Origin of the sequence: Sphingomonas sp., assembly GCF_019746665.1 — a bacterium.
Classification (GTDB): Bacteria; Pseudomonadota; Alphaproteobacteria; order Sphingomonadales; family Sphingomonadaceae; genus Sphingomonas.
In genome coordinates, this window is sequence record NZ_JAIERS010000007.1 from 73,295 (window position 1) to 94,376 (window position 21,082).

Genomic DNA, 21,082 nt, shown 5'->3' on the forward strand with positions numbered 1-21,082 from the left:
ATTCATTCCCCAACGCGGCCGGTGCGGACTGAACATGTCGCCGTGTCGTCTCCACTCATAGGTATATGGCCGCCAGAAACCCAATATTCGTTTACCATCGTCGCTTCGTCGGAATGCGTTTCGTCCAGATTCAGAGTGATTCTTTCCTCTAAAGATCGATTCCTCGAACCCAGCTCAATCTTTTGACCGTGAAATCGACCTGCCCAGCGGCGCTTGCTCTGGCTTCCATTGGGCCAGATGACAACAACGTCACGCAGGCGATCACGGCTATACTCAAAACTAATGACATATGGCAGCCGGGCTCGTCCCGGATCAGCCGGGGTGCAGATGAGGGTCATGAACGAGTTGGCGCTCGCCGCAAGCAAGGTCCCAATCATGCGGGCACTCCCACACGCACGAGCATCAGATAGCCCGAGACAAGGAACAGGAAGACGAGGCTCAGCGGTAGGAAGACTTTCCATCCCAGCCGCATCAGCTGGTCATAGCGGTAGCGCGGCACCGTCGCCTTCACCCAGCTGAACAGGAAGAAGAACACCCAGATCTTGGCGAACAGCCAAAGGATGTTGAGCCCCCAGGGCAGATCGAGGAAGGGCAGGTTGAGCGGCGGCAGCCAGCCGCCCCAGAACAGGATGGCGTTGAGCGCGCACATCAGGATGACGTTGGCGTACTCGCCGAGCCAGAACAGCGCGAAGCTCATCGACGAATATTCGGTCTGGAAGCCGGCGACGAGTTCGCTCTCCGCCTCGGTCAGGTCGAACGGGGCGCGCGCGGTCTCGGCCATCGAGCTGATGAAGAACACCACCGCCATCGGGAAGAGCAGCGGGTTAAAGCCGAAGCCGTTGAGCAGCCCGAAAATATGCCCCTGCTGTTTGTCGACGATGGTCGAAAGGTTGAAGCTCCCCGCCCACAGCACCACCGAAATCAGCACGAAGCCGATCGCGACTTCGTACGACACCATCTGCGCCGATGCCCGCAAGGCGCTGTAGAACGGGTATTTCGAATTGCTCGACCAGCCGGCGATGATGATGCCGTACACCCCCAGCGACGAGGCGGCGAGCACATAGAGCAGTCCGACGTTGATGTTCGCCAGCACCACCCCTGGCGCGAACGGGATCACCGCCCACACGATCAGCGCGACCGTAAAGGTGATGATCGGCGCCATCAGGAACAGGCCCTTGTTGGCGCTCGCCGGGATGATCGTTTCCTGGAGGAACACCTTGATCCCGTCCGCGAAGGACTGGAGCAACCCGAACGGGCCGACGACGTTCGGGCCCTTGCGCAGCGCGATCGCCGCCCAGATCTTGCGGTCGGCATAAATGATCATCGCGACCGCGAGCATCACCGGGAAGGCGATGACGAGAATGTCGATCAGGGTCCACAGGAACCACGACCAGCCATAGCCGAGATAAGCTTCCGTCCAGCGCGTCACTCCGCCGCCTCCGCAAAATCTTCGCCGTGGATCAGCTCGGCCGAACAGCGCTGCATCGTCGGGCTAGCGCGGCAAATGGCGTTGGTGAGGTAAAAATCGGCGATCGGGTAGCGCTCGATCACCCCGCTCGCCTCGGCGGGCAGCGCGGGCGGGTTCCACTCGAACCGCGCGAGGCCAAGCTCGCCCAGCGCCGGCACGTCCGCCGTCATCTGCGCCCGCACTTCGTCGAGCGTGTCGAACGGCAGCGTGTGGCCGAGCCGCTGGGAAAGCGCCCGGAAGATCGTCCAATCCTCGCGCGCGTCGCCGGGGGCAAACACCGCCCGCTCGCCGCGCTGCACGCGCCCTTCCAGATTGACCCAGGTGCCCGATTTCTCGGCATAGCTCGCGGCCGGCAGAATGATGTCGGCGGCCGCCGCGCCCTTGTCGCCATGATGGCCGACATAGACCTTCACGCTGCCCGCGAACCTGCTGAAATCGACCTCATCGGCGCCGAGGAAGAACACCAGCTTCGGTGCCGCCGCGACGATATCAGCGATCCCACCCGCTTGCGCGTAGCCGAGCATCAGGCCGCCCATCCGCGCCGCCACCATATGCACCGTGTTGAACCCGTTCCAGCCCTCACGCACCAGATTGAAGCGCTGCGCGAAGGCGAGCGCCGCACCCAATCCGGCCTTCAGCGCCGCGCCACCGACGATCACCATCGGCCGTTCGGCCTTGCCGAACGCCTCGGTCACCGCGTCGGGCAGGCTCGCCAACACGGCGAGATCATTGCCCAGCCACTGGACCTTATAGGTGAGATCGACCTCGGGGCCGATCGCGAACACCTTCGCGCCGCGCTTGATCGCCTTGCGCACGCGCGTGTTCACCAGCGGCGCTTCCCAGCGCAAATTGGTGCCGACCAGCAGGATCGCGTCGGCCTCTTCCGTGCCCGCGATCGTGGTATTGAAATTGAGCGCGCTGATCGAGCTGGCATCATAATCCAGCCCGGTCTGTCGCCCTTCCAGCAGCGACGAGCCGAGCGCCTTCAGCAGCGCCTTGGCCGCGAACATCGTCTCGCAATCGACCAGATCGCCCGCCACCGCGGCGACCGAGCCGCCCGCCTCGACCGCCGCGATCGCGTCAAACGCCTCGTCCCAGCTGGCCGGCTGGAGCTTGCCGTCCTTCCGCACGAACGGCCGGTCGAGCCGCTTGCGCACCAGCCCGTCCACGGCGTGGCGCGTCTTGTCGGTCGCCCATTCCTCGTTCACGTCGTCGTTGATGACGGGCAGGCAGCGCAACACCTGACGGCCCCGGCTGTCGAGCCGGATATTGGTGCCGACCGCGTCCATCACGTCGATCGTCAGCGTCTTTTTCAGCTCCCAAGGCCGAGCCTCGAAGGCATAGGGTTTCGAGGTGAGCGCACCCACCGGGCACAGATCGACAATATTGCCCGAAAGCTCGCTGGTTACGGCGTGCTCCAGGTAGCTGGTGATCTGCATATTCTCGCCGCGATAGATCGCGCCGATTTCCTCGACACCCGCGACTTCCTCGGCGAAGCGGACGCAGCGGGTGCATTGGATGCAGCGGGTCATCACCGTTTTCACGATGGGACCCATATATTTCTCGGTCACCGCGCGCTTGTTCTCGGTGTAGCGGCTGGCGCCCCGGCCATAGGCGACCGACTGATCCTGCAGATCGCACTCGCCGCCCTGGTCGCAGATTGGACAATCGAGCGGGTGGTTGATGAGCAGGAACTCCATCACCCCTTCGCGCGCGTTCTTCACCATCGGCGTGTTGGTGAAGATTTCCTGATTGTCGGCCGCCGGCAGCGCGCACGAAGCCTGCGGCTTGGGCGGCCCCGGCTTCACCTCGACGAGGCACATGCGGCAATTGCCGGCAATCGACAGGCGTTCGTGATAGCAGAAGCGAGGAATTTCCTTACCTGCCGCCTCGCACGCCTGCATTACCGTGGCGCCGGCGGGGACCTCGACTTCGATCCCATCGACTTTGAGCTTAGGCATTTTTCTGCCTCTTTTCGTTCAAGACTGCCTCAATGCGCCGCAAAAGCGCGACCTGAAGCAAGATCATCGCAAGCGTGCCGACAATCGGCAGCAGAAAACCTACCCAGATAACACCAGCACCGAAGGTCACTCCGCCGCCTCCGCCATCGGCGCCACGCCCTTACGTTCGGCGATCCGCCGTTCCACCTCGGGGCGGAAGTGGCGCAAAAGGCCCTGGATCGGCCAGGCGGCCGCATCGCCCAGCGCGCAGATGGTGTGGCCTTCAACCTGCTTGGTCACCTGATAGAGTGTGTCGATCTCGCTCACCTCGGCATCGCCGGTGCGCAGCCGCTCCATCACCCGCCACATCCAGCCGGTGCCCTCGCGGCACGGGGTGCATTGGCCGCAGCTTTCATGCTTGTAGAAATAGCTCAAGCGGCTGATCGCTCGGACGATATCGGTCGACTTGTCCATCACGATCACGGCGGCGGTGCCGAGACCCGAGCCGAGCTTCTTCAACCCGTCGAAATCCATCGGGCAGTCGATGATCTGCTCGGCGGGCACCAATGGCACCGATGAGCCGCCCGGGATCACCGCGAGCAGATTGTCCCACCCGCCGCGAATGCCGCCGCAATGCTTTTCGATCAGCTCGCGGAAGGGAATGCTCATCGCCTCCTCGACCACGCACGGCTTGTTCACATGGCCGCTGATCTGGAACAGCTTGGTGCCCTTGTTATTTTCCGCGCCAAAGCTCGCGAACCATTCCGGCCCGCGCCGCAGGATGGTTGGCGCGACCGCGATCGATTCGACATTGTTCACGGTCGTCGGGCAGCCATAGAGCCCCGCCCCCGCCGGGAAGGGCGGCTTCAGCCGGGGCTGGCCCTTCTTGCCCTCCAGGCTTTCGAGCATCGCGGTTTCTTCGCCGCAGATATAGGCACCCGCGCCGCGATGAACGAACACATCGAAATCATAGCCGGAGCCACAGGCATTCTTGCCAAGGAAGCCCTTGGCATAGGCTTCCGCCACCGCGGCATAGAGCGTTTCCGCCTCGCGAATATATTCGCCGCGAATATAGATATAGGCCGCCCGCGCGCGCATCGCGAAGCCCGCGACCAGCGCGCCCTCGATCAGCTTGTGCGGATCGTGGCGGATGATCTCGCGGTCCTTGCAACTGCCAGGCTCGGACTCGTCGGCGTTGATGACGAGAAAGTTGGGCCGATCTTCGCGCGGGGTCTTCGGCATGAAGCTCCATTTGGTGCCGGTCGGGAACCCCGCCCCGCCGCGCCCGCGCAGGCCGCTCGCCTTGATCCGGTCGATGATCGCGTCCTGCCCGATTTCGAGCAGCGCTTTGGTGTTGTCCCAATCGCCGCGCTTCATCGCCGCGTCGATCGTCCAGGGCTGGAAGCCGTAGACGTTGGTGAAGATACGATCCTTGTCCGCCAGCATGGCCGTTAACGCCCCCGCCCCACGGCCCGCTCGATCAGCAGATAGGCGGCGACCGCCAGCCCGATCGCGACCGCGAGGATGATGAGGTTGAAAGCGAGCTTCAGCAGCGCGACGAGCACGAAGATCGCGAGCAACGCGACGCCGATGGCGATGATGATGTTCACGCCCATTCTCCCCGGTAATCGTGGTTCTCACCGACCATTGCCTGCAGCGAGGTCGGCCCGCCCTCGGGGCAGCTCGCCCGCCGCCCGATTTGCGAGCCCGCCGGCGGCGTCTCGCCGCGCGCCAGCGCCTGCAGGATCGCGGTGGTGCGATCATAGTCCAGGTCTTCGTAATTGTCGTCGTTGATCTGCACCATCGGCGCGTTGGCGCACGCCCCCAGGCACTCGACCTCGGTGAGGGTAAACAGCCCGTCGGGCGTGGTCTTGCCCTTGGCGAGGCCGTGATTCTTGCACGCCTTCATCACCTCGTCCGAGCCGGCGAGCATGCACGGCGTCGTGCCGCAGACCTGCACGTGATAGCGGCCAACCGGCGCCAGATTGAACATGGTGTAGAAGGTCGCGACCTCGAACACGCGGATATAGGGCAGCCCTAGCTCGCGCGCGACGAACTCGATCACCGGCACAGGCAGCCAGCCCTGGGTTTGAGTCTCCGCGCCGACCTGGCGCTGGGCGAGATCGAGAAACGGCAGGCTCGCCGATTGCTGGCGCCCCGCTGGATAGCGCGCGAGAATGGCGCGCGCCTTCTCGGCATTTTCGGGCGTCCAGGCGAAATCGCCCCAGCGCGCGCGGACTTCGGCTTCGTCGGGGATGTGGGGAGTGTCAGCCATCAAATCGTTTCCAGTGACTCGCGCGTCAGCTCGCTGGGATTGACGCCGGTATTGGGCTCGCCCTCGCGGTCCATGATCAGGATGTGACACTCGCCTTCGGCGAAGGGCCTGTGCTCGGTGCCCTTGGGGACGACGATCAGCTCGCCGGGCGTGAGCCGGCGGACCCCGTCGCGAAATTCGATGCCAAGCTCGCCCGAGACGACCAGGAACAGTTCATCGGTTTCGGCATGGGCGTGCCAGGTGAAATCGCCCTGTACCTTGGCCAAGCGGACTTCGTTGCCATTGTAATGCGCGACGATGCGCGGGTTCCAGTGATCGTGGAACTGCGCGAGCTTTTCAGAGAGCGCGACGATTCCCGGCGTTGCAGTCACCGGTCACACTCCCCGAACACGATGTCGAGCGCGCCCAGAATAGCCGTCGTGTCCGCCAGCATATGCCCACGCGACATGAAATCCATCGCCTGCAAGTGCGAGAAAGCCGTCGGCCTAATCTTGCAGCGATAGGGCTTATTCGATCCATCGCTCACCAGGTACACGCCGAACTCGCCCTTGGGGCTTTCGGTCGCGACATAGACTTCGCCGGCGGGGACGTGGAAGCCCTCGGTATAGAGCTTGAAGTGATGGATCAGCGCTTCCATCGACTGCTTCATCTCGCCACGCTTGGGCGGCACCACCTTGCGATCGAGGCTGGCGACCGGCCCCTCGGGCAGGTTCGCGAGGCACTGCTTGATGATCCGCGCCGACTGGCGGACCTCCTCGACGCGGACCATGAAGCGATCATAGCAATCGCCGCGCGTGCCCACCGGCACGTCGAACTCCATCGCGGCATAAGCGTCATAGGGCTGCGACTTGCGCAAATCCCAGGGGATGCCCGCGCCGCGGATCATCGGCCCCGAAAAGCCCCATTTGATCGCATCCTCGCGGCTCACCACCGCGATATCGACATTGCGCTGCTTGAAGATGCGGTTGTCGGCGACCAGGCTGATCGCGTCCTCGAACAGCTTGGGCAGGCGCGTGTCGAGCCAGTCACCAATGTCGCTCAGCACCTTGAGCGGCACATCCTGATGCACGCCGCCCGGGCGGAACCAGGCCGAGTGCATCCGCGCGCCCGAAATCCGCTCGAAGAAGTTAAGGCAGTCCTCGCGCAGCTCGAACAGCCACAGGTTCGGCGTCATCGCGCCGACGTCCATCACATGGCTGCCCAGGTTCAGCATGTGGTTGCTGATCCGCGTCAGCTCGGCGAACAGCACCCGCAAATACTGCGCGCGCGCCGGCACTTCCAGATCGAGCAGCTTCTCGACCGCGAGCACATAGCTATGCTCCATGCAGAGCGGCGAGCAATAATCGAGGCGATCGAAATAGGGCAAAGCCTGAAGATAGGTCTTGTACTCGATCAGCTTTTCGGTGCCGCGATGAAGCAGGCCGACATGCGGATCGAGCCGCTCGACGATCTCGCCGTCCAGCTCCATCACCAGCCGCAGCACGCCGTGCGCCGCCGGGTGCTGAGGGCCGAAATTGATCGTGTAATTCTGGATCGCGACCTCGCCCGTTTCGGGGTCGATCTCGACATTGTGCCGCAGCTGGTGTTCGCGCAAATCGGTCACTGGTTCTGCCCCTTGGACGGAACGACATCGGGATTGACGGGCGTGGGGCCGGCATGGGGATGCGGCTTGCCCGCGCCGCTCTGGGCGGTGCTTTCGGTGGTCTTCACCTCGGTCGGCGCGTCCTTGGGCGTCTGCGCGGCGTCGGCCTTGGTGACTTCATCTGCCTTTAGCGGGGTCGGTGCCCCCTTGGCCTCGGGCAGCTTGGCCTTTTCATCGCCCGGCAGCACATATTCGGCGCCTTCCCAGGGCGACGTGAAGTCGAAGGTGCGGAAATCCTGGGCGAGCTTCACCGGCTCATACACGACGCGCTTGGCTTCTTCCGAATAGCGCATCTCGACATAGCCGGTCAGCGGGAAGTCCTTGCGGAGCGGATGGCCGCGAAAGCCGTAATCGGTCAAAATACGGCGCAGATCGGTGTTGCCCGTGAACAGCACGCCGTACAAGTCATACACCTCGCGCTCGAGCCAGCCGGCGACCGGCCAGATGCCGGTTACCGAAGGCACAGGCTTTACCTCGTCGGTCATCACCCGCACCCGCAGGCGGTGGTTCCGAGTAAGCGAGAGCAGGTGATAGCAGACGTCGAACCGATCTTCGCGCTGCGGATAATCGGCGCCGGCGATCTCCATCAGCTGCTGATATTCCAGGCCGGGAGTATCGCGCAGCAGCGTCATCGCTTCGACCAGCCGCTCCCGGTCGATGTTCAGCGATACCTCACCCACCGCGTCGACCGCGTCGAGCAGCAGACCGCCGAGCGCGGCGCGCGCGGTGTCGATCACGCCTTCGTTGCTTGTGTAAGCGGGAGCAGGCGCCCTCACCGGTCCAGACTCCCCACCCGGCGGATTTTCCGCTGCAACTGCATCACGCCATAAAGCAAAGCCTCGGCGGTCGGGGGGCAGCCCGGGACGTAGATGTCGACCGGCACGATACGGTCGCAGCCGCGCACGACGCTGTAGCTATAGTGGTAATAGCCGCCGCCATTGGCGCACGACCCCATTGAAATAACATATTTCGGGTCCGACATCTGGTCGTACACCCGCCGCAGCGCCGGCGCCATCTTGTTGCAGAGCGTGCCCGCGACGATCATCACGTCCGACTGGCGCGGGCTCGCGCGCGGCGCGACGCCGAAGCGCTCCAGATCGTAGCGCGGCATGTTGACGTGGATCATCTCCACCGCGCAGCACGCGAGGCCAAAGGTCATCCACCAGAGCGAGCCGGTGCGCGCCCATTGGAACAGTTCCTCGGCGCTGGTGACGACGAACCCCTTGTCGGTCAGCTCGTCATTGAGCCCGGTGAAAAAAGACTGGTCGGGCAGCGTCCCGTCGGCGGGGACGCGCGAAAGCTCTACTCCCAATCCAGGGCTCCCTTCTTCCAGGCATAGGCCAGGCCCAGCGCGAGTTCGGCGATGAAGATCATCATCGCGAACCACGCGGTCCAGCCAAGCGTGAAGACCGATACCGCCCAGGGGTAGATGAAGGCGGCCTCCAGGTCGAAAATGATGAACAGGATGGCGATCAGGTAGAAGCGCACGTCGAACTGGCTGCGGCTGTCCTCGAAGGCGGGGAAGCCGCACTCATATTCGGCGAGCTTTTCAGGCGTCGGGTTGTGCGTGCCCGTGACGCGCGAAACGAGCATCGGCAGGAACACGAACGCGCCCGACAGCACCAGCGCGACGGCCAGGAAAAGCAGGATCGGCAGATATTGCGACAGGTCGACCAAGGCGTTGGTTCCATGCGCTGGAGGTGGGATTTGCGGCGCTTCTAAGGCGCAGGCGGCGAGCGAGCAAGGCCGCGCTGCGCTTAGGCCTGACATATGGCCGGGAAGCACGGCAAAACAAGCGCTTGGCCGGTACGACGCCCCGCTTCTTTTACCGCATCCCAACGCAATATTCTGCCAACGCTCCGTCCATCGCAATTCGCCGCGCCTTGGGGTTTTTTGTTTGGGCGAAGGCCGGCTAAGCTCGTTCCCGATGCGGATCGACGATGCAGCGCCCGAGGATTTGCCCGCCATCCTCGCCATCACCAATGCGGTGATCGCGGGCACCAACGCGATCTGGCGCGATGCGCCGACCACGATCGAGGAACGGATGGCCTGGTGTCGCGGACGAATCGAGGCGGGCTTTCCGGTACTTGTCGCACGCGAAGGTGATGTACTGGGCTTCGGGAGCTACGGCCCGTTCCGCACGGGAGATGGCTATCGCTTCACGGTTGAGCACAGCGTCCATGTCACGGCCGCAGCACGCGGACGCGGGATCGGGCTTGCGCTGATGGAGGCGCTGATCGCGCGGGCACGGGCGCAGGGGTTGCGGGTGATGGTCGCTGGCGTAGACGCCGGGGCCGATGCCTCGCTGCGGCTCCACCGGCGGCTGGGGTTCACCGAGGCGGGGCGATTGATCGGCATCGGCCGCAAGGGCGGCGGCTGGCGCGACCTGCTTTTCCTGCAAAAGCAATTGACCCAAGACGACTGAAAAAGCGGGCGGGCCGGAGCCCGACCGAGGTCCCTGACCTCAGTCGCGACCGCTCGACAATTCGGCGATCGCCTCGTCGATTCCCTTCAGCGCCTCGGCGCGCTGCGCCTCGGTCAAGCCGGAATTGGCGATGATCGAGGCACGCGCCTGCCGGACACTTTCGAGCGCGGTGCGGCGGGCGGTCCGCTCGATGTCTTGCGTGTTCATCGCGAGTTCCCGGGCGCGCATGGCGCGCTCGCTCGCTTCCTTGGCGAAGCGTTCCCCCCGGTTGCGGCAAACGATGATGGTTGTGCGTTTGCCATCCTGCCGGTGCTCTACCAACGGTCGATCGCCATCGCCGCAATCACGGTCGCGCACCTCAGGCACCTGAGCCTCTGCGAAGCGGCGCTCGATAATCCACCGCTGCTCGCCTTTGCCGCGCGTATGCGAGCGAACCACACCGCCCTCGCCGTCGCGCCAAATGAAGACCTGCTCCTTAGCCTGCTCTGCGCGGGGTGGCGCGGGCGGTGCGGGCGGGGTTGCGCCAACGGGAGCCTCGGGAGCCTCCGGCGCGGGCGCGACGATCGAAGGCGGAACCGGCACGCCACCCGCCGGCGCCGGCGCACGCGGTGCCTGAGGGGCAAGCGGCACCTCCGGAGCGGGAGGCGCGTCGAACCGCGCGAGGTCGACGCCGGTGGTCACCCGCACCTGCTCACGCAGTTTCTCGGCTGCCGCCGTGCCCGAGGCCGTCACCCCAAGCGCGACCAGCGCCAACGCCGAGACGCCGGCCAACCCTCCCCAGCGCCGCCCGCGCGACACACGATCCTTCGCCAACATCCTCAGCCTTCCTTTCAGTTCGTTGATGGTATGGAGGTGACACGCCGCAGAGACCGCGCCGCCATGCGCCGATTTCACGATCGCGCGCCCATAAGCGTGGCGCAGCGCCTGATCGCGTCCGGCCAGAACGCGGGCGTCGCACGCCATCTCCTGATCCGCTCGGAAAGCGCGGAAGGCCCGCCAAGCGATGGGATTGAACCAGTGAACGCCAAGCGTGACGAGCGCGACCCAGTTCGCGATCAGATCGCCGCGCGCGTGGTGAGTCAGCTCGTGCGCCAGCGCGAGCGCCTGCTCCTCGGCATCGTAACGCTCGGCGAAATCGAGCGGGAAAGCCACATATTTGCGCCAGATGCCGAAGGCGAGTGGCCCGGTCGCGGCACGGCTTTGCAGAACCCGCACCGGCCCCGCGATTACCGCGTCCGCACCGGCGCGCAGGCGGGCGCAGAAGCGGCTGTAACTCGCCAGGTGATAGATGATGAAGCCCAACGCGCCGATCGCCCATAGCCCGGCGAGCAATGGCAGCAGATTTGCCCCTTGTTCGACCAGGGTCGGCGGTACGATCGCGGCCTTAATCCCAGGCGCGCCGAGGCTTACCTCGATCGCGCGCGCGCTTACCTCGGCCGAAAGCTCCGCCGGCGTCAGCACGCCGACCACGATCGCGCGATGCTCGGCATGGTGGAGCAGCGGCGCGACCAGGCGCGACAACTGCCACTCGCCCGGCAGCGGCGGCATCGCCAGCCGCGCGACCGGCAACAGCCACAGCGCATAGGCGACCTCCGCCCCGAACGCCCGGCGCACCGGCGCGCGCAGCACGAGCACCAGAATCATCAGCAGCGTGGAGGCGATCAGCCCCTCGATAGCCCAGGCGATCATTGCTTCAGCCCTTTCAGCAGCGCCTCGATCTCTTCGATGTCCTTGGGGCTCAGCGCGTCGCGCTCGGCGAGGTGGGCGACCAGCGGCGTCAGCCGACCGCCGAACAGCCGGTCGATCAGCCGACGCGATTCGCCGTCGACATAATCCTCGCGCTTCACCGCCGGGCGGTAGAGGTAGCGGCGGCCATCCTCCTCATGCACGATCGCCTGCTTGGCGAGCAGCCGGCCGAGCAGCGTCTTCACCGTGTTCGCGCTCCAATCGCGCGCCGGCCCGACCCGCTCGGCGACTTCCTGCGCGGTGAGCGGGCTTTCCGCCCACAGCGCCTCCATCACGGCATATTCGGCGTCGCTGATCCGTTCAGTCATGAGTCGCACCCGTTTATTGACTACGGATGTAATCTCATCGCTTACGCTTGTAGTCAAGAGGGGGCAAGTGCGTTTGGTAGCAGCGAGAATGAACGCCGCGTTTGTCGGCGGATTTTACAATCGCACGGCGGCGCGAGGGATCGTTAACCAGCGTAAGCGCAGGAAATCGGTGCCTTTCACCAACTGGCACGGCGTCTGCATCGTCTGATGCGCCCCAAGCGGCACGCCGCTCAAAGGGCGGGTCGAGCGCTCCCCCGGTCTCGCGCCGACCCGCCCACCCGGCTCCCGAAACTTTCAGCCGACCGCAAGATTGGCGAGGTCAGCCCAAATGCGTTCCCGCTTTCGCGCGAATGACGGGTGACCGGGAACGCGAGCCACTTTCCGGAACGTCGTCCCCGGCGTAGGCGGGGACCCCTTCGGGCCGCGCTGAATCGCCGACGCAATCCGCGCCGGCAGAAGCCCTACCCCGCCAGCGCCTCGACAAACGCACGGTCGGCGGCGCGGCGGCCGGTCTTGGCGCGCAATGCCGCGTGAGCGAGCGCGCGCGGATAGATGTCATCGAACAGTTGCTCGAAAGTGCGCTCCCAGCGAAACTGTTGGGCATGAGCGCGGGCGGCGCGGGCAATCGCGGCACGGTCGCTCGCCCAGATTTGCTGGACGTTCGCCGCCATCGCCGCCGCATCGTCGACCGGTCCGAGCAGACCGAGCCCGGCGGGCACGCGGTCGATCATCGCCCCACTCGCGACGCCGACGATCGGCAGGCCCGACGCCTGCGCCTCTACCACTGATATGCCAAAGGTCTCATCCGCCATGCCCGACACATAGATATCGGCAGAGGCGAGCGCGCGGGCGAGCGCCGCGCGATCGCTGATGAAACCGGGGAAAGCGATCGGCAGCCCGGCGCCTTCCGCCTCGAGTTCGGCGCGCAGCTTGCCATCGCCGACCAGGATCAGCGCGGCGCCAAGCGCGGGCGGCAGCTGTTTCATCATCTCCACCAGCACCCGCGCCCGCTTCTCGTTGTCTAGGCGACCGGCGTAAACGAGCAACGGGCCGTCGCCCGGCAAGCCAAGTTCGGCCCGGAAACCAGGGTCGCGACGGGCGGGATCGAACATGTCGATGTTCACGCCGAGCGGCAGCACCGAGGTACGATGGATCTTGCGCCCGGCGAGCACCGCCTTGATCTCCTCGGTCAGCGTATAGACCCAGTCGAACTCGCGGTAGGTGATCTCCGCATAGCCATAGGACAGCCAGCGGAAGCCCCGGCCCAGCGTCTCGCCGAACAGGTTGCTCGCGACGCGATAGACGTGCGCGTTGGGGAAGTCGGTCGAATAGCCCGCGACCAGCGCGGTTTCGGGAAAGGCGCGGCGATGATGGATCGCTGTCCAGGGCAGCACCCAGGGGCACAGCGATTCGACCACCGCCGGGCGGTAGCGCGCCAGCAATTCGCGCACGACCTTGGTGCGCAGGATGAAGCGGTAATTGGGGCTGCCGCGTGCCGGATCGGCGCCGACCTCGCACCAGATGTGGCGGCCGCGCGTTTCGATCTTGTCCTCCGGGCCGGGGACGATCTGGAGCAGGCTGTGCGGGGTGTGATCGAGCACATAATCGCGCTTCGCCCGCAAATAGGTGCCGACACCGCCGCCGGCGATTGGCGTGTAGCTCTGCGTCAGATCGCAGATCAGCATCGGCGCGCGCGACCCCATACCGCGCCCCGGCGCCCCGGTTTCCAGCAGCATCAATGCCCCCTATTCCGGTCGCGTCAGCTGGCGCTGACGACGCCTTTCGCCTCGAACAATTGAGCCAGTTCGCCGGTTTCGAACATTTCCATCATGATGTCCGATCCGCCGACGAATTCGCCCTTCACATAGAGCTGCGGGATGGTCGGCCAATCGGAATATTGCTTGATTCCCTGGCGGATCGCCTGATCCTGCAGCACGTCGACCGAGCCGAACTCGACCCCCAGATGCTGGAGGATGGCGACCGCGCGGCTGGAAAAACCGCATTGCGGGAACAGCGGCGTGCCTTTCATGAACAGCAGCACATCATTGTCGCGCACGATCTGGCCGATGCGTGCCTGGGTATCTTCGGTCATGCTTGGTCCTCGGGAGCGGCGGTGGTGAGTTGCAGCGCGTGAAGCAGGCCGCCCATGCGCCCGCCCAGTGCCGCGTAAACCGCCTGGTGTTGCCGCACGCGCGGCACGCCGCGAAAGCTTTCGCTCGTCACCCGCGCGGCATAGTGATCGCCGTCGCCGGCGAGATCGGTGATTTCAATGTGCGCATCGGGGATCGCGGCGCGGATCAGCGCCTCGATTTCGGACGCGGACATCGGCATTATCGCGCTTCCAGCTGGCGACGCGCCTCGGCCGCCTGATCGGCGAGCGCGCGGCGCACGGCGGCATCGTCGATCTCCACCCCGGCGGCGGTCAGGTCGCCGAGCAGCTTGCGGATCACGTCCTCGTCGCCGGCTTCCTCGAAATCGGCCTGCACGACCGCTTTGGCATAAGCGTCGGTTTCCTCGGGCGTCAGCTTCATCAGCTCCGCCGCCCAGTGCGCCACCAGCTTGTTGCGCCGCGCGGTGACGCGGAAGGCGATTTCCTCATCGCGAGCATATTTTGCCTCGAAGGCGCGTTCGCGATCGTCGAATGTCGTCATCGGCATTCCCTGTTGCTGTGCCCCAACGCGGCACCGGAGTCCCGCGCTGATAACGTCGATCTATGGCCGGATTATGCCAGCGCAGATAGTCCGCCCCCGAAAGTAGCGCAACCGCTCGCTTAAGCCTTCTTTCAGTCATGCTGGGCTACGCTGCGCGGAATAATCAGCCAGGAACGCGCAAGTGGCGGTGTCGCTCAACTATCCCAGCCCAGTGAATGTCAATGGCTTCGCATGCTGGAACTGCGGCGATGTCGCGATGGCGAAGCGCGACATCGATCCCGCTCATCCCGCCTCTGGCCCGCACAACAAGAACGCGGCGAGCGACCCGAGCCGCAAGCCGCTCGACCATGCCAGGCTCGAAGCGGTGAAGCACGCCGCCCAGCACGCGACGCAAGCGGTGGGCACCTATAGCGCGATCGGCGTGCAGCCGGTGCCGACCGCGCCGGGGGCGGCGTTCCAGCTGCTCGCCTGAAGGGCACCGCCGCTCAAGCGGCGACCCGAACCACCAGCTTCCCGATCGCCTCGCGCGCGGCCATCTTGGCGATCGCCGCGCCGCCCTCCGCGAAGTCGAACACCTGCGTCACCTTGGGCGCGATCTTGCCCGCCGCCCATAGTTCGAACAGGGTCGCGACGTGCTTGGCATTGGCCTGCGGATCGCGCGCGGCGAAGGCACCCCAGAACACGCCGCACACGTCACAGCTTTTCAGCAGCGTCAGATTGAGCGGCAAGCGCGGGATGCCGGCGGGGAAGCCCACCACCAGATAGCGCCCCTCCCAGGCAATCGCGCGCAGGGCGGGCTCGGCGTAGTCACCGCCGACCGGATCATAGATCACGTCCGCGCCGGCTTGGCCTACGGCGGCCTTGAACTGCTCGGAAAGCGCCTTGCTCGCGTTCTTGTCGAACGGCGCGCGCCCGTAGATCAGCGTTGCGTCGGCGCCGGCATCGGCGGCGGCGCTCGCCTTGGCCGCGCTCGAAACCGCGGCAATCACCCGCGCGCCGAACGCCTTGCCCAGCTCGATCGCGGCGAGTCCCACGCCGCCCGCGGCCCCCAGCACGAGCAAGGTCTGCCCCGCCTGCAGCCGCCCGCGATCGAGCAGGGCGTGGATCGTCGTCGCATAGGTGAGGAGCAGGGCCGCCCCATCCTCGAAACTGCGCCCCTCGGGCAGACGGTGAAGCGCGGCGGCGGGTACCGCGAGCTTTTCGACCAGCCCGCCATGGCCCACGGTCGCGAGCACGCGGTCGCCCGGTTGCCAGCCGGTCACGCCCTCGCCCACGCTATCGATCACGCCGGCAATCTCGCCGCCGGGAGCGAAGGGACGCTGCGGGCGGAATTGATATTTGTCCTCGATGATCAGCACATCGGGATAGTTGATCGCGCAAGCTTTCACCGCCACGATCACCTGGCCGGGGCCGGCGACCGGATCGGGCAGCTCGGCCAGTTGCAGCGTATCGGGACCGCCCGGGGCGGTGGACAATAAGGCGCGCATCGCTCTCCCCTTTATGCATTCGCCGCACGGGCGGCGTCGGGGAAGCGTCTTGCCGGGTCGCGCGTGCTTCGTCCAGCCGCTCTAGCGGACCGGCGCGGGCGTGATCGCGCTGATTTCGGTCGCGGCACGCGGCGCGCCTCCCGCGGCGAAAGCGCAGGCGCCGCTCAGCAAAGTGCCGGCAGCCAGCAACAGCAAGGCTCGTTTCATCGCGAAATCCCCCAATTCCGGAAAGGGGTATAGGGCGCGGGAATACGTGGCGATAGTCCCGATTAACCCTGTTGGTAGAATAACGGGGATCACGCCGGGTTCCGCCCGCCGCGATCAGCCGCGCTGTCGCTCTATCTCGCAGCCGATCTGGGCGTCGGGGTAGATGGCGGGCTTCACCGAGCGCACCCGCACGCGCCACACACGGGGATCGGCCAGCGCGAGCGCGGCGACCGCATCGACCAGCGTTTCCTGTAGATCGAAATGGCGGGCGGCGACCAGATCGCGGATGCCGGCGCGCAGGAAATCATAATCGACCACCGCCGCGATGTCGTCGGGCGGGGCGGCGGCGTAGCGGCAGTCCATCCACACGCTCACGACCACCCGCTGCGGGGCGGCACGCTCCTCGGCATGGATGCCAAGCCCCATATTCAGCTCGAGATTTTCGAGCGCGATGCGATAATCAGGCATCGGCGCCCCGCGTCGCGAACATCACGTCGCGGCGGCGCGGCAGGAAACGCTGGCCGCAATCGACGAACAGGGTCTGCCCACGCACCGCCCGCGCCTCGAGCAGATAGGCGACCGCGTCCGCCACCGCCTCGGCGCGGACCGGGCGCGCGAGCAGGTTGCGGCGGGCAACTGCTTGATATTCGGCCTCGCTTTGGTCGAGGCTCGGCAGCGTGAGCCCGGGCGCGACCGCGTTTACCCGCACCCGCGGCCCCAGCGCCTGATCGAGCATCACGGTCGCGCCCGCCAGCGCGACCTTGGTGCAGCTATAGGCGAAGAAGTCGGGGTTCAGGTTGACGATCTTCTGATCGAGCAGGTTGACGACCGCGCCCTCCGCCAGATCGTCCTGCGCGGCGAGCGCCTCGGCGAGCAGGGCGGGCGCGGTCAGGTTGAGCGCGACGTGCGCCTCGATCAGCGCCGGATCGATCGCGCCGGGGGTGTCGAACTCGAACAGCGAGGCGTTGTTGACGATCGCCGCGATCGGCCCACCAAGCCGCGCCCGGGCAGCGCCGAGCAGCGCGGCGGCGGCGCCGGGCAACGCCAGGTCCTGCTCGAGCGCGACCGCGCCCGGCAAAACCGCTGCCAGCCCCTGCGCGGCAACGTCGGATCGGCAGTGATGGACAACCACCCGCCAGCCGCCCGCCGCCAGCCGGCGCGCGATCGCCGCGCCGATCCGCCGCGCGCCGCCGGTGACGATCGCGGTGCGGATCACTCGCGATAACCCATCAGCGACAGCACTTCCTTGCGGCTACGCTCATCGTCCTTGAACACTCCCATCATGCGGCTGGTGACCATGCCGACGCCGGGGGTGCGCACGCCGCGCGCGGTCATGCAGGCATGGCTCGCCTCGATCACCACCGCCACGCCTTGCGGCCGTAGGTTTTCCCAGATGCAGTTGGCGACCTCGGCGGTGAGCCGTTCCTGCACCTGCAGCCGGCGGGCGAAACCGTGGAGCACGCGCGCGAGCTTCGAGATGCCGACCACCCAATTGCTCGGCAGATAGGCGATGTGCGCCTTGCCGATGATGGGGGCCATGTGGTGCTCGCAGTGCGACTGGAACGGGATGTCCTTCAGCAGTACGATCTCGTCATAGCCGCCCACTTCCTCGAAAATTCGCGAAAGATGGCGCGCCGGATCGTCCTCATAGCCCTGGCAATATTCCTTCCACGCGCGCGCTACCCGCGCCGGGGTATCGCGCAGCCCCTCGCGCGTCGGATCGTCCCCAGCCCAGCGAATCAGGGTCCGCACGGCGTCTTCAACCTCCGGCGGCACCGGGATTTTTCGGGGCGGCGCCACCAGGTCGCCCGCGTCGCCATGGTCATCGAGTTCGTTCATTCGTTCCCTCCTCGCCATTCACGTGATTCGGGATCGACGCTACGTCAACCGATCGCCGGCGCTTTTCAGTTCCAATTCAAAACTGTCTCATTCGAGCAACAATGTGGCAGAGCTGCGGGAAAGCGGGATTTTCAGGCGTTGACGCTGGCGTCAGCGGGGGGCTAATCGGATACCGTAGTTTCAAATTGCGCCCGATCGCGTACAAACGCGGCGTGGGCTTGGGAGGGGATCGATGAAGCAATTCCACCTGTTGGCAGCGGCCTCGACGCTGGCCATGTTCGCGGCCTCGCCTGCTTTCGCGCAGGCGGCCGCGCCACAGAACCCGGCCGATGCGCAGCAACCCGCGCCGCAGGACGATGGCGCGGGCTTCCAGGACGACATCGTCGTCTCCGCGACCAAGACCGACAAGACGCTGCTCGATACCCCGATTTCGGTCGATGTCGTCACCGGCGCCAAGATCCAGCAGAACCAGATCCGCGACCTGCTCGATCTGCAGCGCGTCACCCCGTCGCTGCGCGTCAACCAGCTGCAAAGCTCGGCCAACACCAACTTCATCATCCGCGGCTATGGCAATGGCGCGAACAACGCCGGTATCGAGCCTTCGGTCGGCGTGTTCATCGACGGTGTCTATCGCTCGCGCACCGCCGCCCAGATCAGCGACCTTCCCACCCCGCGGCTGAAGCGCGTCGAAGTGCTGCGCGGGCCGCAATCGACGCTGTTCGGCAAGAACGCGTCGGCGGGCGTGATCAGCATCGTCACCGCCGAGCCGAGCTTCACCACCACCGGCTTCACCGAGCTGACCTATGGCGCGTTCAACGAGTTCATCGCGCGCGCCGATATCTCCGGCCCGATCAGCGAGACCGTCGCCTACGATATCTACAGCTATTACAACCGGCGTGATGGCTATTTCGAGGATCGCGGCTCGGGCGTCGCCGAAAATGGCCGCAATCGCTATGGCGGCCGCGCTCAGTTGCTGTGGCAGCCCAACGCCGATGTTAAGTTCCGCCTGATCGGCGATTACGACAAGATCGACGAAGTCTGCTGCGGCGTCGTCAACCTGGTCAACGGCCCGACCGGGGCGGTCGTCCAGGCGCTCGGCGGTCGCTTGATCCCGAACCAGCGCTTCCCCGACGCGGCGTTCTACAACTTCCCGTCGACCAACAACGTCCAGAACTACGGCGTGTCGCTGCAGACCGATTACACGCTTGATAAATTCACGTTGTTGACGATCACCTCTTATCGTGAATCGCTGCTGCGTACCCAGCAGGATTCGGACTTCACCAGCGCCGACCTGATCGGGTCGAACCGCACCAACACCGACATCAAGACCTTCACCAACGAGTTCCGCATTCAGTCGAACTTCGATGGCCCGTTCAACTTCCTGCTCGGCAACTTCTACTTCAACGAGCGGATCCGGGTGAATGACGGCCTGCGCTTCGGCCGCGATTTCCGCAACTACGCCAATGCGCTGGCGGGCGGCGCGATCTTCCCGACGGTCGAAACCGGCATTCTCGGCTTCCCGCCCGGAACCTTCTTCCAGGCCGGCCAGGGCCAGTTCAACGACTTCCGCTACAAGAACAGCGCCTATTCGTTCTTCGGCAATTTCGATCTTGAAGTGATCCGTGGCGTTACCGCGACCTTTGGCTTCAACTATACGATGGACGAGAAGTTCGTCTCGTCGAACAGCTTCACCACCGACACCTTCTCGACGCTCGATTTCGTCACGATCGGCAACGGTGTGATCCGTAACCAGGCGATTGCGACCGGTGTCGGTCAGGCACTCGGCCTGCCGACCGGGCGCCTCGCCACCGCACAGCAGATCGGCCAGTTTGCCGCGCTGCAGCCCGCGATTTTCAATCAGATCAACGCCGGCGCGACTGCCTTCGCCAACGCCAATCAGAACAATCCGGCGGTCAACCCGCTGCTCGGGCTGCGGCCGCTGCAATTCCTCCCCGCCTCGGTCAACTTCCCGAACGCGGTGGAGGCGGGCCGGACGAGTGACAGCAATTTCAGCTTCACCGCGCGCCTCGCCTGGAAGATCAACGACGAGGTCAGCACCTATGTAACCTATGCGCAGGGCTTCAAGGCATCGTCGTGGAACCTGTCGCGCGACTCGCGCCCCCTCGCCGCCAATCTGCCAGGCCTGCGCGCCGCCGGGCTGCTGGTGCCCAATCTGACGACCGGCACCCGCTTCGCCGGCCCCGAGCTCGCGGACAATTTCGAAGGCGGCATCAAGGCCAAGTTCCGCCGCGTCGCGTTCAACCTCGCCGCTTTCTACCAGATCCTGCGCGGCTTCCAGTCGAACGTCTTCATCGGCACGGGCTTCGCGCTCAACAACGCCGGTCGCCAGTCGACGCATGGCTTCGAAGCCGATGTCAGCTGGAACCCGACCCGCGAGCTGACGCTGAATTACGCGATGACCTATCTCAGCCCGCGCTACGATCGCTTCCCCGGCGCGGCTGGCCCGAACGGCACCGTCGTCGACCTGTCGGGCACCCGCCCGTCGGGCATTCCGGACGTGACCTTCACGATCGGCGCGACCTTCAACAAGCCGCTCGCCAACGGCGATCGCATCATCCTGTCGAGCGACTTCCAGTATGACGCGCCGACCCAGGACAGCGATCAGATTCCGGGCTTCCTGCGCGAATTCCAGAACTGGAACGCGGCGTTCAGCTATCGCCTGAAGAACAATCTGGAACTGTCGGTGTTCGGCCGCAACATTCTCGATCAGCGCACGATCACCACGATCTTCCCGTCGGTCGCGCAAGCAGGCAGCGTTTCGGGCTATGCCAACCAGCCGCGCACTTATGGCGGCACGATCCGCTACACCTTCTGATCCCGGGCGCTCCGGCGCCCCAACAGCCCAAATGGGAGGGAACCCCCGGCCATCGCGCCGGGGGTTTTTCGTTGATGGGGGGCTCGACGGGTTAGGCTGCGGAGCCGCAGCCGATCGAACACAGCGCTGATAGTCGCCCCGCTTTGCCCTTCCCCGGCGAAGGCCGGGGCCCAGGGTCCGTCCCCCTGCCATTCAAGCACCACTTGGCAACAGACGCGCGACTGAACCCCGGCCTTCGCCGGGGAAGGGCAAAGGCGG

General features: G+C 65.4%; 26 protein-coding genes. 3 read left to right on the forward strand and 23 right to left on the reverse strand.

The window, feature by feature from the left end:
• Positions 1-2: 2 nt before the first annotated feature.
• From K2X73_RS06670 to ndhC, 12 genes are read right to left on the reverse strand one after another with little or no spacing between them, the layout of a single operon-like run.
• Positions 3-377 carry a hypothetical protein gene (locus tag K2X73_RS06670; RefSeq protein ID WP_294109383.1) on the reverse strand — a complete coding sequence of 125 codons (375 nt, stop codon included), beginning with the start codon at positions 375-377 and terminating at the stop codon, positions 3-5.
• Positions 374-1,429: an NADH-quinone oxidoreductase subunit NuoH gene (gene nuoH, locus K2X73_RS06675; RefSeq protein ID WP_294109384.1), complete on the reverse strand. Its 1,056-nt coding sequence runs from the start codon at positions 1,427-1,429 to the stop codon at positions 374-376. The genes K2X73_RS06670 and nuoH overlap by 4 nt, the downstream gene beginning before the upstream one ends.
• Positions 1,426-3,429 (reverse strand): NADH-quinone oxidoreductase subunit NuoG, encoded by a 2,004-nt coding sequence (nuoG, locus tag K2X73_RS06680; RefSeq protein WP_294109385.1) that lies wholly within the window; start codon positions 3,427-3,429, stop codon positions 1,426-1,428. The genes nuoH and nuoG overlap by 4 nt, the downstream gene beginning before the upstream one ends.
• The gene (locus K2X73_RS06685) at positions 3,422-3,559 is read right to left on the reverse strand and encodes a hypothetical protein (protein ID WP_294109386.1); all 138 of its coding nucleotides are present in this window, start codon (positions 3,557-3,559) and stop codon (positions 3,422-3,424) included. The genes nuoG and K2X73_RS06685 overlap by 8 nt, the downstream gene beginning before the upstream one ends.
• Complete coding sequence (gene nuoF, locus K2X73_RS06690; protein WP_294109387.1) at positions 3,556-4,854, reverse strand: NADH-quinone oxidoreductase subunit NuoF; 1,299 nt, start codon at positions 4,852-4,854, stop codon at positions 3,556-3,558. Before nuoF ends, K2X73_RS06685 begins: the two co-directional genes overlap by 4 nt.
• A 5-nt stretch (positions 4,855-4,859) precedes the next feature.
• Entirely contained in the window at positions 4,860-5,018 is a 159-nt protein-coding gene (locus tag K2X73_RS06695) for a hypothetical protein (protein WP_294109388.1), read from the reverse strand.
• A complete protein-coding gene (locus tag K2X73_RS06700; RefSeq protein ID WP_294109389.1) occupies positions 5,015-5,683 on the reverse strand; it encodes an NAD(P)H-dependent oxidoreductase subunit E in 669 nt (222 codons plus the stop codon). The genes K2X73_RS06695 and K2X73_RS06700 overlap by 4 nt, the downstream gene beginning before the upstream one ends.
• Complete coding sequence (locus K2X73_RS06705; RefSeq protein WP_294109390.1) at positions 5,683-6,054, reverse strand: cupin domain-containing protein; 372 nt, start codon at positions 6,052-6,054, stop codon at positions 5,683-5,685. The genes K2X73_RS06700 and K2X73_RS06705 overlap by 1 nt, the downstream gene beginning before the upstream one ends.
• A complete protein-coding gene (locus K2X73_RS06710) occupies positions 6,051-7,277 on the reverse strand; it encodes an NADH-quinone oxidoreductase subunit D (RefSeq protein WP_294109477.1) in 1,227 nt (408 codons plus the stop codon). The genes K2X73_RS06705 and K2X73_RS06710 overlap by 4 nt, the downstream gene beginning before the upstream one ends.
• Before the next feature lie 5 nt (positions 7,278-7,282).
• Positions 7,283-8,101 carry an NADH-quinone oxidoreductase subunit C gene (locus K2X73_RS06715; protein ID WP_294109391.1) on the reverse strand — a complete coding sequence of 273 codons (819 nt, stop codon included), beginning with the start codon at positions 8,099-8,101 and terminating at the stop codon, positions 7,283-7,285.
• Positions 8,098-8,637: an NADH-quinone oxidoreductase subunit B gene (locus K2X73_RS06720; RefSeq protein ID WP_294109392.1), complete on the reverse strand. Its 540-nt coding sequence runs from the start codon at positions 8,635-8,637 to the stop codon at positions 8,098-8,100. Before K2X73_RS06720 ends, K2X73_RS06715 begins: the two co-directional genes overlap by 4 nt.
• Positions 8,628-9,002 carry an NADH-quinone oxidoreductase subunit A gene (gene ndhC, locus K2X73_RS06725; protein WP_294109393.1) on the reverse strand — a complete coding sequence of 125 codons (375 nt, stop codon included), beginning with the start codon at positions 9,000-9,002 and terminating at the stop codon, positions 8,628-8,630. The genes K2X73_RS06720 and ndhC overlap by 10 nt, the downstream gene beginning before the upstream one ends.
• Before the next feature lie 250 nt (positions 9,003-9,252).
• On the opposite strand from ndhC, the gene K2X73_RS06730 reads away from it, so the two are divergent.
• Positions 9,253-9,750, forward strand: coding sequence for a GNAT family N-acetyltransferase (locus tag K2X73_RS06730; protein WP_294109394.1), 498 nt, complete (start codon positions 9,253-9,255; stop codon positions 9,748-9,750).
• 39 nt (positions 9,751-9,789) lie between these two features.
• Here K2X73_RS06730 and K2X73_RS06735 read toward each other — a convergent pair whose 3' ends face one another.
• From K2X73_RS06735 to K2X73_RS06760, 6 genes are all read right to left on the reverse strand, one after another.
• Complete coding sequence (locus K2X73_RS06735) at positions 9,790-11,439, reverse strand: M56 family metallopeptidase (RefSeq protein WP_294109396.1); 1,650 nt, start codon at positions 11,437-11,439, stop codon at positions 9,790-9,792.
• A complete protein-coding gene (locus K2X73_RS06740; protein ID WP_294109397.1) occupies positions 11,436-11,804 on the reverse strand; it encodes a BlaI/MecI/CopY family transcriptional regulator in 369 nt (122 codons plus the stop codon). Before K2X73_RS06740 ends, K2X73_RS06735 begins: the two co-directional genes overlap by 4 nt.
• A gap of 461 nt (positions 11,805-12,265) precedes the next feature.
• Entirely contained in the window at positions 12,266-13,540 is a 1,275-nt protein-coding gene (locus K2X73_RS06745; RefSeq protein ID WP_294109398.1) for a glycosyltransferase, read from the reverse strand.
• A gap of 23 nt (positions 13,541-13,563) precedes the next feature.
• Positions 13,564-13,896, reverse strand: a complete 333-nt coding sequence (gene grxD, locus K2X73_RS06750; RefSeq protein WP_294109399.1) for a Grx4 family monothiol glutaredoxin — start codon at positions 13,894-13,896, stop codon at positions 13,564-13,566.
• A complete protein-coding gene (locus tag K2X73_RS06755; protein ID WP_294109400.1) occupies positions 13,893-14,135 on the reverse strand; it encodes a BolA family transcriptional regulator in 243 nt (80 codons plus the stop codon). The genes grxD and K2X73_RS06755 overlap by 4 nt, the downstream gene beginning before the upstream one ends.
• Positions 14,135-14,455: a DUF1476 domain-containing protein gene (locus tag K2X73_RS06760; RefSeq protein WP_294109401.1), complete on the reverse strand. Its 321-nt coding sequence runs from the start codon at positions 14,453-14,455 to the stop codon at positions 14,135-14,137. Before K2X73_RS06760 ends, K2X73_RS06755 begins: the two co-directional genes overlap by 1 nt.
• A 181-nt stretch (positions 14,456-14,636) precedes the next feature.
• Between K2X73_RS06760 and K2X73_RS06765 the strand changes: the two genes are divergently transcribed.
• On the forward strand, positions 14,637-14,927 hold the full coding sequence (locus tag K2X73_RS06765) for a hypothetical protein (RefSeq protein ID WP_294109403.1): 291 nt from the start codon (positions 14,637-14,639) through the stop codon (positions 14,925-14,927).
• A gap of 13 nt (positions 14,928-14,940) precedes the next feature.
• Here K2X73_RS06765 and K2X73_RS06770 read toward each other — a convergent pair whose 3' ends face one another.
• The 5 genes from K2X73_RS06770 to folE all read right to left on the reverse strand — a co-directional run bounded on the left by K2X73_RS06770 (position 14,941) and on the right by folE (position 17,988).
• Positions 14,941-15,942, reverse strand: a complete 1,002-nt coding sequence (locus K2X73_RS06770; protein ID WP_294109404.1) for an NADPH:quinone oxidoreductase family protein — start codon at positions 15,940-15,942, stop codon at positions 14,941-14,943.
• An 81-nt stretch (positions 15,943-16,023) separates the two neighbouring features.
• Positions 16,024-16,149 (reverse strand): hypothetical protein, encoded by a 126-nt coding sequence (locus K2X73_RS06775; RefSeq protein WP_294109405.1) that lies wholly within the window; start codon positions 16,147-16,149, stop codon positions 16,024-16,026.
• A gap of 114 nt (positions 16,150-16,263) precedes the next feature.
• Positions 16,264-16,617, reverse strand: a complete 354-nt coding sequence (locus K2X73_RS06780; RefSeq protein WP_294109406.1) for a dihydroneopterin aldolase — start codon at positions 16,615-16,617, stop codon at positions 16,264-16,266.
• A complete protein-coding gene (locus K2X73_RS06785) occupies positions 16,610-17,365 on the reverse strand; it encodes an SDR family NAD(P)-dependent oxidoreductase (protein ID WP_294109407.1) in 756 nt (251 codons plus the stop codon). Before K2X73_RS06785 ends, K2X73_RS06780 begins: the two co-directional genes overlap by 8 nt.
• On the reverse strand, positions 17,362-17,988 hold the full coding sequence (gene folE, locus K2X73_RS06790) for a GTP cyclohydrolase I FolE (RefSeq protein WP_294109408.1): 627 nt from the start codon (positions 17,986-17,988) through the stop codon (positions 17,362-17,364). Before folE ends, K2X73_RS06785 begins: the two co-directional genes overlap by 4 nt.
• 232 nt (positions 17,989-18,220) lie before the next feature.
• On the opposite strand from folE, the gene K2X73_RS06795 reads away from it, so the two are divergent.
• Complete coding sequence (locus K2X73_RS06795; protein WP_294109409.1) at positions 18,221-20,824, forward strand: TonB-dependent receptor; 2,604 nt, start codon at positions 18,221-18,223, stop codon at positions 20,822-20,824.
• Positions 20,825-21,082 lie beyond the last annotated feature (258 nt).